Raw genomic sequence first — 12102 nt, 5'->3', positions numbered from 1 at the left:
TATCCTATTGTATCACAAGGTAGTACGCTAAAGGCATACCAAATCTATGGATAAAACAAAAAAAACAGAGCGCTACATTTTGCTTCATAGCGTCCCTGTTTCTCACTTAAACCAACCTTTTTCATTAAAACGTGTAATCGCCTCGATCCGGTTACTGACACCCAGCTTATCGAGAATGACTGAAATATAATTGCGCACCGTCCCTGTCGTTAAATACAGTTCACCAGCAATCTCTTTTGTATTCTTTCCGTCAGCAATAAGCGCCAAAACGGTCTTTTCACGCTCTGTTAGCGGGTTGACTTCGGCATAAGCATCATCGACCAGTTCTGGAGCGTAAATACGTCGACCTGCCATAATACTTCGAATGGAGGAAGCCAGCTCTTCACTGGGACTGTCCTTGAGCAGATAACCGTGTGTCCCCGCCTTGATCGCTCGTTCAAAATACCCGGGGCGAGCAAACGTAGTTAAAATCAGTACCTTGCAGTTCAAGGCTTTGAGTTCCTCAGCCGCATCCAATCCGCTCTTAATCGGCATTTCGATGTCCATAATGCATATATCCGGCTGGTGCAGCTTCACCAGTTCTATAGCTTCTTCCCCGTTGCTTGCTTTTCCGACTACTTTCATGTCCTCTTCCAAGTCTAGCAGGGAGGCTAGAGCACCCAGCAGCATACGCTGGTCTTCTGCAATAACAATTCGAATCATGGCCCCACCTCCTCATTCGGCTTTTCAGGGATATTGGGCACTTTAATGACCAAGGTCGTTCCCTGATCTGAGCGCAGCTCCATACATCCGTTCACGAATTCGAGCCTTTCCTTCATACCTTGCAGGCCATTTCCACGAAGGGTTCCATTTTCTCTCGTAGCACCGACTCCATTATCCTGAATCCGAAGAGTTAGTTCCTTACGAGACGGCTCAATAGTGATGGAGCAAGCGGTGGCTCCACTGTGCTTAACCACATTTGTCACTGCTTCCTTCATACACATACTAAGTACATTTTCATTCATTAATGATGTATGCTCCAGCTTCGGGTCGCCCTCCAAGGTCAATTCAATGTGAGCAGCCTTTAAGATCTGCCGAATACGTAACAGCTCATCCTCTAGTCGCATACCTCGCATTTGAGTAACCATTTCCCGCACCTCTTTTAACGCGCTTCTCGCCGTGAGACGAACATCGTTAATTTCAGCATGAGCACGCTCCGGGTACTGATCCATCAGTTTGCCCGCCAAATCGCTCTTCAGCCCGATGAGTGACAGCTTCTGACCTAAGGTATCGTGCAGGTCACGCGCAATTCTTTGCCGTTCCTCCAGCTTAATCAATTCCGATATTTTCTTATTGGCATCCTCTAATTGGACTTGGAGCCGATCGCTTTTGTTGCGATTAAAATTCGTAATCGGAAGGAGAATCACACCGATCAGATTGAGCAGGATAAAAGGAATCTGTTTAATAAAAACGGGATTCTGAGATACAAAACCGTAATTGATCAATCCAATCGTAATAACCATTAAAATGATATACAGCGTCGTAAATGCAGCCTTACTTTTAATATTACCGATCAGATAGGCGATAAATATGGAAAAATACATATAGCTAAACAGCAGTGTCATGGTAATCGATATGGCAATCTGTACACTGGTCCAAAAGTATATGAGCCAGCCTTTTGAGACAAAAGCCAGTACATAACATGCAAAGAATACCAAGATAATAGCAGTACCCAGAATAATATGACTTGTAGATGAAGAGCTAAAGTAGTAAAAGGGCAGGATATAAAAGACGACCCACACATAAGGACTAAGCCCTGTATTTCTTTGGAAAATCTGATACCACTTTTGCATTCTGCCACCCTCTTCTACTTCACATGACTTATATCCCTTATCTTATCATACCACTGTTTCGTCTGCTCGAAAGCACCAAAGGTAAAGCCTTTCCTGTGAACCGCAAATGAACACTTTGATTAGAAGCCGTCCATTTTGCGGGAACTGATCTCAAACTTAAGCCATTCGCTGTACACTCCACCCACTGCACCAGATCGTGCTTTGAAATGGGACTGGTCTATATTTCTGATCAGCTCGTTCATGAATTATACATACCTAACGTTATTAAATTTCTTTTCTATATCTTTAGCAAATTTTCCGCCCTCATCGGCTAAATGTTTTCTCATAAAGAATCCACCAAAACCATTTATCCATGCTGCAAAAGCCAGTAGCCGAGATGGAAAGTCCGCTCCAATCGTACAACTAAATTCGCAAGAGTTGTTATCAATAGGCGTGACCTTCATTTCCCATGGAACTCCAACGATGGCGGGTATCCATCGCCATATATATGCTTCTGTCTTGTCAGAGTAGAAACGCAAATGATCCTTTGTGTGCTCTTTTAATTGATAGTGCTGAACAATCATCTCATTCCCCATATTTTCCACATTAACCATATAGAATTCACCATCTTCAAAATAACTGCCCATTGCCTTGTGAGCTTTTGAAAATGATTCATATTCAGCTGGAGTCATCTCAGTTACCCATTTGTACAAATCCACATTTTTAGCTGCAATCTGCAATTTAAATTTCTTTGTCATTCTCATCTTCATTATCCTTCTTTCCTGTAATTTTTCTTGTGAGTTCATCGTGCCAATTCATAATCATTTGAAAATATTCTTTGCCAAACATCAACGTCGCGTGCTCATATACACCCATCTCATGAACGTGCTTCTCTTCTATTAAGGCAAGCTTGTTATATTCACAGGCGACAGTAGTTTGAAAGCTGGCAATCAAACGAACAACCTCAATGTCGTCAAGATATTTATAGAAGAAAAGCTTACTCAAATACTCATAATTAAAAGGGGAAAAAGTACATGGTGTTTTTAACCATTCTATAAATTCACTCTTCCCTTTTTCCGTAATACCATATGATTTTTTGAATCTGCCTTCCTCTACCACTTCTTCATACTTGATAAGCTCCCCCTTTTCCATTTTTTTCAGCATAGGATATATGCTTCCGAAGCTGGCATCAATAAAGTTGGAAGTGCTTATCGTCATCTTCTGCTTGATTTCATATCCTGTCATATCCTTTTCGCAGAGGAACCCAAGTATTACATAAATCAACATAAAATCTATTCCTTCTTTCCTGGCATAGTGAATTATCCTTCTGAAATCAAAGGGAACTTATCTCTGTTTACATGTAGCTAATTTATATATAATCGATATATATCGTTTCGATATATAGAATGTAAAGGTTGACAATCGATTTGTCAATAGCGCTTGCTAAAACAAAGAATGAAAGTACTGCATTTTCAATATAAACAAAAAAATCTAAAAGGATGTTATCCCTTTAGATTTCTCAAAGTAAACTGCAATTTTTCAACATCTCTTCAGAAAAGTTTTGTACAAAGTTATTTTCTTTCTGTGCTTACAACAGGTGTAGGGATGGGTTTCGTAACTGCAACACGTTTGCTGAGGAGCGGCCTCACTTGTTTAAAGGTCAAAAAGGTTTTCGTATTTTCATCCCAAAGTCGAAACTTCAAAGATTGCAGACTGCTACTTACTGTGATCGTGGTCGCCTTTTGAAGTAACGGTGTCGCTTCATGTGCTTTTTCCAAATTATAATTTGGCACTTTTGGGCTCAAGTGATGAACGTGATGAAATCCGATATTGCCCGTAATCCATTGCAATACTTTAGGAAGCTTGTAGTAAGAACTGCCTTCTACGGCCGCATTAATATAGCTCCACTCTTCATCGTGCTCAAAATACGAATCCTCAAATTGGTGTTGTACATAGAACAGCCAGATTCCCAACATACCAGATACAAAAAAGATAGGTGCCTGTACGAGAAGGAAGGCCTGCCATCCAATAGCCCATGACAACAGTGCATACAAGGCAACGATGGATATATTCGTCACATAGGTGTTCATTTTTTCCTTGCGTTTGGCTGTCTTGATATTAAAGCGATAGGAAATCAAAAAAGTATAGATCGGACCTAGTCCAAACATAACCCAAGGATTTCGATATATGCGATAGGCCAGCCGTGTCCATGTGGAAGCCTCTGTGTACTCTTCTACCGTAAGCACCCACATGTCACCTGTGCCTCTTTTATCCAGATTACTGCTGGTTGCATGGTGGATTGCGTGACTATTTTTCCATTGGTGATAAGGACAGAGCGTAATAACACCTGTAATCGTTCCCACAATGTCGTTCAGCTTGCGGCTTTTGAAGAAGGATTGATGACCACAATCATGAAAAATAATAAACGTCCGTACCACAAACCCCGATGCAACAATGGCAATTGGAAGTGTCAGCCAGTACGAAACCGACAGACTAAGATAAGCAGCATACCACAATAGGATCAGTGGACCCAAGGTATTGATGAGTTGCAGAACGCTGGATTTTGTGTTTATTTTCTCGTAGGGAGCCATATTTTTTTTCAATTGGGCTAATGGGAGTTGTGTCATACTCATTATGATCCTCCTTTAAAATGACGCCTATACCTTGATCCTGTTAGGCGTACATGTTGATCTAATCTCAGTATAAGGTAAAGCCTCTAGGCGCTGTAGTCATAAACGTCAGCTCGGGTATATGACATTTGTCATATAGACAAGTAACACAACCCGTTTTCCAAATGTTCGCGGGTTTCTTTTCTGAGGATTATTTGTTAAAATATAAGGTATAATAACGCTGTATGTGACTGGCGAAGTCAGTGGAATGAACCACGAGGGAGCATACAAAAAAAGCGTACCGTTCGCCTGGGAGAAGTATTTGCAGAGGATTCGTCTGTCTTGACGACCTTGTGCAAATACTTTTTTTTCGTTTTAAGACCATGACACCCTGTTGATAAATCATGCGATAAATTCAGAGGAGGCTCGGACTATGGCTATAATCATGAAATCCAAAGAAGCAGCAGAGCAAGTATATGCAACGATCCGTTCACAGGTAGAAAAAATGAAGCAGCAAGGACACCGTCCCCATCTGGCGACCCTATTGGTAGAAGGCGATCCGGCATCTGCATACTATGCCCGGACCAAGCAAAAAATAGCGGAGAAGCTGGGCATCTCATTTCATCTCCATACTTTTGATCGTCATGTTAGCGAAGCCGAGCTACTGCACCTGATCGGCAGTCTGAACGATGCATCCCATGTACATGGCATTATGCTGGAACTGCCGCTTCCCCAACATCTTTCTGCCTCCGTTATTAAACAATCCATCGCCCCCTACAAGGATATTGATGGAATAACACCTGATAACAAGCTGGCTACCGTAACAGGTGACGCCGGACTATATCCCGCAACACCTCAAGCCTGTATCGAGCTGCTCAAGCATTACGGTCACACCTTGGCAGGCAAAAATGTCACGCTCGTGGGCATCGGGCAGACAGTGGGACTTCCCCTTTTCCACATGTTGCAAAGAGAAAATGCCACCGTTACCGCCTGTCATGCAGGTACGCGTGATATTGCAGAGCATCTGAGCCATGCAGACATTGCCTTCGTCGCAGTCGGATGCCCTGATGTGATTACGCAGGATATGGTCCATCCCGGTCTGATTCTCGTGGATGCAGGAATTAACGAGACACTGGAAGGAAAAATCGTGGGTGACGCTGCTTCAAACGTGGGTGAAAAGGTACATGCCATTTCTCCGGTTCCCGGCGGTGTTGGCACCTTAACGACTGCGATTTTGTACAAAAATCTGCTCAAAGCGATACATCTGCAACACTACTCCAGAGAGGTGGTCTATTCATGAGTGAACTGTCTTGGAACAATTCCATCGGACATTTTCTGAAAGAGACTGCAAGTGCAGCGCCTACCCCCGGCGGAGGAAGTGTATCCGCACTAGCTGCGGCACTAGGCGCGGCTATGACCTCCATGACCGCCAACCTTTCACAAGGAGAAAAATATGCGCACATCCATGAAAAAATCACGGACGTCATTAGCAGCATGGGAAGATTGTCTACACATTGTGAGGAACTAATGGTCGCAGACATCCAATCCTTTGAACAGTACATGACCGCGCTGCGTTTGCCCAAGGAAACAGACGAAGAAAAGCGCTATCGTACCCATTCCCTACAGACAGCGGTGATCGCTGCCATTGAGGTACCCATGCGCCTGCTGGAAGTATGCCGGGACGGATTGTCGCAAGCCTACAACATTGTGGAAATGTCCAATAAAAATGTGATTTCAGATCTTGGCATCGGCGCGATCCTGTTCGAAGCAGCAGCTCAATCTGCCCTGCTTACCATCGACATTAACCTTGCTTCGCTGAAAGACTTGGATGTCAAATACTCCTATGAGACCAAGACAGCCGCACTCATCCGTGAAATCGGACAAATCAAAGAACAAACCTTGTTGATGGTACGCAGTCGAATAGCGAATTAGTCTGCTCATAACCGTGTTTAACCTGTTCTAAAACATTTCTTCAAAAAAATAACTGATTGGATACAAAAAGAAGATACTATCGAAATTACGACGAAATAGTAAATAAAAAACCAGTCCAAACATGATTCATGTTGGACTGGTTTTTATTGCTAGATACTGCGTGTATTATGCGATCTCTTAGTCGTTTTGGACAATTCATTACAACGCAGAATCTCACACCTATTGTTTAGCTTTATTCTCTTTTTCTCTTTCGACCAGCATATCTACGATCATATCAATTTGTCCAGTAATAGCGATTGGATCATAGCGATAATACGTATCAAAATCGTTAAAGAACACTCTATTGTTCTTCACCGCAGGAAGATTCCCCCACACAGCGGACGATTTCAGTTGCTTGAGCGCGTCACCCTTTTTCTCCGGGTCATACGTAGTCAGGAACATATAATCTGCGTCATACTGTGGCAATACCTCCATCGAAAGCTGCACCGTTTGTTCCTTGGAGTTAGCTGTTTTCTTTGGCATATTCAGTTTAAGCGCATTGTACACGGCTTGTCCGCCCCGCCCCGCATTGTCGCCAAAGATCCAAAGTGCGTGCTTGTCCGTCAGCTCATACAGACCGAAAGTTGCCTTTTCGTCAATCACGCCTTTAAGACGTGCGCGACCTTCAGCGGCCTTTTTATCAAATGCAGCAATAAATTGCTCAGCCTTCTCCTTTTCCCCGGTGATATCTCCGAACAGCTTGACCGTATCATAGATATTAGTCGTCGTACCGTACGGAATGTATAGGGTAGGTGCGATTTTAGACAAAGCCTCATAATTCGTATCCTTCATAACCACGATCAGATCGGGTTTGAGTTCCAGCGTCTTTTCCAAATTGGTCGGATCACCCACCTCTTTGGTTCCTTTTTCCTTCAGCAAATCGGTCAGAAAAGGATTTTGAAACGCAGTCGGCTCCACACCCACCACGTTAGCACCCACGGACAGCAATTCTCCACCGTAAAAATCCGTTACAATGCGCTGTGGCTTCGCAGGAATTTGAATATCCCCTTTAACCGTTTTAAAGCTTCTAGTCTCTCCAGTAGAAGCCGACTCTTGCTTATCTCCTGAAGATGAAGCCGGATTACTTCCATTATTATTTCCGCCGCAAGCGCTGATGAATACAGACAATACAAGTAACATAGCTGTTATCATAAAATACGATTTTCTATTCAACTGATTAGCCCCCTATATATTGTGAAGATGATCTTCCCGATACACATGATAATGATTATCAATATCGTAAGAAATATATCAAGCGTCGTCCTTACTGTCAACTGAAAAACGAACTTTGCATCATTTCACTTTAAAAATGAAAAGACCTGCCAAAATGATGGCCAGGTCTTCTTTGTGGAGCCGTCTCAAAACCTACACATTGGGGCTAGGTTGCTGGAGGCTGCTTTCTGGTGATCGCTGTTTTGTTTTATATTCTTCTCCCCAATCCTTCATCAGGTTAATAATCGGGATCAGCGTTTTTCCAAATTCAGTTAGAGAGTATTCGACCTTAGGAGGAACCTGTTGGTAGACTTCACGGTGAACGACTCCGTCCTCTTCCAGCTCGCGCAATTGGAGTGTCAGCATACGCTGAGTAATTCCCGGACAGATCCGCCGAAAATCACTAAATCGCTTAGTCCCATACATAAGATGATATAAAATAATCCCTTTCCATTTGCCCCCAATCACGTCCAGCGTGAACTCAACTGGACACGCCTGATCATTTCCAGCGGTACATTCCCCAAAGCCGCCTTTCCGATTGCGCATAGGCTTTTCTCCTCCTTGGTATCATTTTATATACTACAGCACATTAATGTGCGTACTTCAAAAACGATCATGTATATTCTAATATTAAGCATGTTACTTGGTAAGCGTCAATTTTAATCACATCCATAAGGAGTGGAATAACGATGGAAACCTTAACTACTACTAAAGATCAAATCTTATCTGCATACGAGTTCAGACATGCAACGAAGGAATTTGATAGCCATAAGAAAATTAGCGATTCTGACTTCGACTTTATTCTTGAAACAGGCCGTTTATCCCCGAGTTCGTTTGGCTTTGAACCCTGGAAATTTGTTGTCGTTCAGAGTAACGCTATGCGTGAGAAGCTGCTGCCTTACTCTTGGGGGGCCCAAAAACAACTGCCAACAGCCAGCCATTTTGTACTCATCCTCTCTAGACTTCCTGAAGATATGGTAGCCTCATCAAATTATATCAAGAGTATGATGGAGAACGTGCAGCAATTATCCGCTGAAGTGATTCAAGGCAGAGAGAAAGTGTATGATGCCTTTCTAAAATCAGATTTTGGGCTGGAGGAAAATAAAAGAGCCTTGTTCGAGTGGGGCTGCCGACAAACCTACATCGCACTGGGCAACATGATGACTGCCGCAGCTCAAATCGGCATTGATTCCTGCCCTATCGAAGGTTTTAATAAACAGGAAATCGAACGCATCCTCTCCGAGGAAGGCATTATGGATGCCGAGCATTTCGGTATTTCTTGTATGGTGGCATTTGGATACCGTCTCAACGAACCGCGTGGCAAAACTCGGCGATCTGTAGATCAGGTTATTGAATGGGTGTAAAACCTTTTCTCTAAAACAAAGGGGCGTCCCACAACCATTTCCATGGCTGTTGGGACACCCCCTTTTCATAAAACCTCAAGTCTTAAAAATTCTGTCATTCCAAACCCTTACTGATAATTTACTTCTTCCGCGAAATAGATTTCCTTTAAACGATCCTTTACGCGCTGAATTTCATCTGCTGTTAACGGAGCCGTAGGATGCAGCTTAAAGTTCCTTCCAGTGACATAGCTTACATCTGTGTTCTTACCCAGATTGTAGGCCATCTTCGGAACCGGATTTCGGGTATAGTCAGTAAAGTCAATAATGGACCATGTCACATCTCCATCCTCCTTGGATAAAATAATCCGCTGTGAGGCGTTTTCAGTCCACAAGTAACGCAGATTGGCTGGTGAATTATTGGAGTCCATAACTGCCTTAAAACCTGAGCCTCTAAACATGAGTGAAAACTCCGTATGATCATTACTCAATCCAGCTATCGATTCATAAATCTGTTTCAGCCCGTCCACGCCCACAATCTCAACCTCACGGTCAACAGGGAAGTGCTTCACAAAGTTTTCCCATATTTGAGACATGTTATGGTTTTTGGCAAGCCAGTTGACATCCAAAATAATGGACATGTAGTTTACTGTATTCAAACGTTGATACGGGTTATCTAAATATTGCTGTGCTATATACAGTTGTGGTGCCGCATCCGTTTCCGTCACATATGGATCACCTGGATGGAGAGTCCAGCGTGAAGAATCTTTGGTATAGCGCGACCCGATGGGATCAATCGAAATCGAATTCATAAATACGATACCGCTATTATTTGTAAGCCCCTGTGCCGGAACAATCGGATTATCCTTATGGGACCAGTAAGGCATCAAAGGTGAACCCTCACCATACATGTTGTTCACATTATACTGTGTAGCCGACCACCCCATCGCTGAGGTAATCTTAAAATGATCCTTAAGCCATTGGGCCTGCTCAGGATTCACCGTAAAGCCGGTCAATGATTTAGGCAGATACTTCCGATATTGGTCTGTATCCATACTTTCAAACACCGAAGGTGATCCCAACGAACCAGATTGGTGCAGCTCATTGAGGGCATTATAACGATACATATACAACCACTCGTTCATCTGTGCTTCCCATTCAGGAAGATCAAACAGATTATTCGGATACCCATCCAAAATCCCGACTTCATCGCCATACTGATCCACGTATTCCAAAACCTTTTTAAGCTGCGGACGATTTGATTCCACAAAAATAAATCTATTTTCCATGGCCCACGTCACTTTTAAGTTGGTACCAAAGTGATCCATCAGCAATTGACGCGACTGCTCAATTTGCTCTACCGTGGTCGTACTGCCCGCATCTTTTCCCTGTAGCATCATGGAGATAGCAAAATATTGCTTTTTGCGTGCTCCTGGTACTACAGTTAACTCGGCATCGGATATGAAGTGAATTCCCTGAGAGGGTGATTCAACCTCAATCTTGAATGGAATGACAGAGTTCAAAGCAGGAATCAGATGCAGGTTGGCAATATGTCCATCCTCGTCAAATATCCCTCTGGAATCCTCTATACGAAGCTTCAAGTCTGACGGCAATAGACCGGACGGTATGACCTCTCCCTTTGCATTTTGAAAAACATAGGGCATGCTCCAGGCTGTAGGGTCTAGAGTAGTGGCCTGTGAAATGGTGTACGTCGCCAAGTATACGGACCTGATTACAGTCGGGTCCTCTACCGGAGGAGTCTTCCCTCTCACGATCAGCTTGGTCTGTGCTTTAAGTACCCGATAAGGTTTAGCAATGGTGACTTCCATCTCTACAGGAATATAACCATCAGCAGCAGGTATATTTTCGGAATGCGCAATTTTCCCATGTTCATCAAATACACCTAATGTATCACTAAATGTGTAGGTGACACTTGTGACGCTAACAGCGGGAATGCTTACCAAGTGCCCTTTATTGTAGAGATCAAAGGACAGCTGATACGAAGGATACGTTTCCGGTTGATTGACCAACTCGGGCGCCTTGATTACTACCTCATCCACCACGAAATCCGACGAATGATCCGGTGGTTCTGACGGAGTCACTGGCGGTATGATTGGTGGTATCACTGGCGGTGTCACTGGTGGTATCACCGGTGGTTTGGGACTAGGTTCTGGTCGTATAATTGGCGGTTCCGGCTTCGGCTCTGTTGGTGTTACCGGAGATACCGGTGGATCGGGTCTTGGACTATGGCTTTTAGGCTCTTCGATCTCCGGATTCGCACGCTGGTGACTGATTTCCGGCGCCAGGTCGACCACGATCTTCTTCGATTCCGTTGGACTGGCTGGCTGATTCGTCATTGCAGTTCCATTTCCTAATGATTCCAGCAGACGCTTAGCACGTTCTCTCAGACCGTCACCGCCTAGCCATATCCGATATGCTACCAGTGTAGCATCCTGCCGTCTCACAGACTCTTTGGGATGGAAATAATGATTCGTATCCCCCTCGATCAGCTCCAACCGTTCCATCAGCCATACGCTCGTTTGTGCATAGTCTGATATATCAGCCTGATCCACAAAACTAGATCTATCGGAAGCGCGGGTATCTTCAGAAACGCCGAAATACCTGGCATACCACACCGCCATATCCTGACGGGTCATATTATGCTTTGCACCGAATAACTGATCACTAATTCCCTTGGTAATGTTCTCTGCTTGCAAGGTCTGCACATAGGGTAGAGCCCACGGTGACACATCACTAAAAGAAGCAACGCTTTTGTTAACCGAAGTTCGTTTTAAGGTTTTAACGAAAATGCTCGCCCATTCCTGCCTCGAAATAAAATGCACAGGTCGAAAACTACCATCCTGATAACCCGTAACATACCCTTGAGCAGCCATGGCTTCAATTGCATCAGCTGCGTAGGAATGTTCGATATCGTTAAAGACCCTATCTGCAAAAACAGGCACAGTATGTATACAGAACAACCAAACAGCCAGTAAAGCAGCGATGTACTGCCTAATTTGTTTTAACTTTTTTTCACATTTCATATTATTTGGATCCTTGCACCTCCTTTACGATATAGCATCAGGTCACTTCCACCTGCACTTCTGTTTCAACTCTGAAAATTATCTCTTTTGTTTTCAAACGGATTTCATTTCAATT

12 protein-coding genes and 1 riboswitch are annotated in these 12102 nt (G+C 43.6%); of the genes, 3 read left to right on the top strand and 9 right to left on the bottom strand.

Annotation, left to right across the window (positions count from 1 at the left end):
* Positions 1-102: 102 nt before the first annotated feature.
* The 6 genes from NSS66_RS24115 to NSS66_RS24090 form a co-directional block, all read right to left on the bottom strand.
* On the bottom strand, positions 103-702 hold the full coding sequence (locus tag NSS66_RS24115; protein WP_013308918.1) for a response regulator transcription factor: 600 nt from the start codon (positions 700-702) through the stop codon (positions 103-105).
* Positions 699-1832, bottom strand: a complete 1134-nt coding sequence (locus NSS66_RS24110) for a sensor histidine kinase (RefSeq protein WP_023987129.1) — start codon at positions 1830-1832, stop codon at positions 699-701. Before NSS66_RS24110 ends, NSS66_RS24115 begins: the two co-directional genes overlap by 4 nt.
* 119 nt (positions 1833-1951) lie before the next feature.
* Positions 1952-2074, bottom strand: a complete 123-nt coding sequence (locus NSS66_RS24105; protein ID WP_256026584.1) for a hypothetical protein — start codon at positions 2072-2074, stop codon at positions 1952-1954.
* Positions 2075-2077: 3 nt separating this feature from the next.
* Positions 2078-2575 carry a hypothetical protein gene (locus tag NSS66_RS24100; RefSeq protein WP_076295784.1) on the bottom strand — a complete coding sequence of 166 codons (498 nt, stop codon included), beginning with the start codon at positions 2573-2575 and terminating at the stop codon, positions 2078-2080.
* On the bottom strand, positions 2553-3098 hold the full coding sequence (locus NSS66_RS24095; protein WP_068938576.1) for a PadR family transcriptional regulator: 546 nt from the start codon (positions 3096-3098) through the stop codon (positions 2553-2555). The genes NSS66_RS24100 and NSS66_RS24095 overlap by 23 nt, the downstream gene beginning before the upstream one ends.
* A gap of 284 nt (positions 3099-3382) precedes the next feature.
* Positions 3383-4444, bottom strand: a complete 1062-nt coding sequence (locus tag NSS66_RS24090) for a fatty acid desaturase (protein WP_053324689.1) — start codon at positions 4442-4444, stop codon at positions 3383-3385.
* Positions 4445-4657: 213 nt separating this feature from the next.
* A riboswitch (ZMP/ZTP riboswitch) is annotated at positions 4658-4742 on the top strand.
* Between the two features lie 111 nt (positions 4743-4853).
* On the opposite strand from NSS66_RS24090, the gene NSS66_RS24085 reads away from it, so the two are divergent.
* Together NSS66_RS24085 and NSS66_RS24080 are read left to right on the top strand one after the other, a co-directional pair.
* Positions 4854-5720: a bifunctional 5,10-methylenetetrahydrofolate dehydrogenase/5,10-methenyltetrahydrofolate cyclohydrolase gene (locus NSS66_RS24085; protein ID WP_023987125.1), complete on the top strand. Its 867-nt coding sequence runs from the start codon at positions 4854-4856 to the stop codon at positions 5718-5720.
* Positions 5717-6352 carry a cyclodeaminase/cyclohydrolase family protein gene (locus NSS66_RS24080; RefSeq protein ID WP_340959954.1) on the top strand — a complete coding sequence of 212 codons (636 nt, stop codon included), beginning with the start codon at positions 5717-5719 and terminating at the stop codon, positions 6350-6352. The genes NSS66_RS24085 and NSS66_RS24080 overlap by 4 nt, the downstream gene beginning before the upstream one ends.
* A gap of 219 nt (positions 6353-6571) precedes the next feature.
* On the opposite strand, the gene NSS66_RS24075 is transcribed toward NSS66_RS24080, so the two are convergent.
* Both NSS66_RS24075 and NSS66_RS24070 read right to left on the bottom strand, forming a co-directional pair.
* Positions 6572-7564, bottom strand: a complete 993-nt coding sequence (locus tag NSS66_RS24075) for an ABC transporter substrate-binding protein (protein WP_340959952.1) — start codon at positions 7562-7564, stop codon at positions 6572-6574.
* Positions 7565-7756: 192 nt separating this feature from the next.
* Complete coding sequence (locus tag NSS66_RS24070) at positions 7757-8149, bottom strand: winged helix-turn-helix transcriptional regulator (protein ID WP_068938572.1); 393 nt, start codon at positions 8147-8149, stop codon at positions 7757-7759.
* Positions 8150-8292: 143 nt separating this feature from the next.
* Between NSS66_RS24070 and NSS66_RS24065 the strand changes: the two genes are divergently transcribed.
* The gene (locus NSS66_RS24065) at positions 8293-8967 is read left to right on the top strand and encodes an NAD(P)H-dependent oxidoreductase (protein ID WP_264454152.1); all 675 of its coding nucleotides are present in this window, start codon (positions 8293-8295) and stop codon (positions 8965-8967) included.
* Positions 8968-9074: 107 nt separating this feature from the next.
* Here NSS66_RS24065 and NSS66_RS24060 read toward each other — a convergent pair whose 3' ends face one another.
* Entirely contained in the window at positions 9075-11987 is a 2913-nt protein-coding gene (locus tag NSS66_RS24060) for an S-layer homology domain-containing protein (RefSeq protein ID WP_340959951.1), read from the bottom strand.
* Between the last annotated feature and the right edge of the window lie 115 nt (positions 11988-12102).

It is taken from the genome of Paenibacillus sp. FSL R10-2748, from assembly GCF_038005565.1.
GTDB classification, from domain to species: Bacteria; Bacillota; Bacilli; order Paenibacillales; family Paenibacillaceae; genus Paenibacillus; species Paenibacillus polymyxa_B.
The sequence above is the reverse complement of the archived record's forward strand: the minus strand, read 5'-3'. Positions and strand labels throughout refer to the sequence as shown.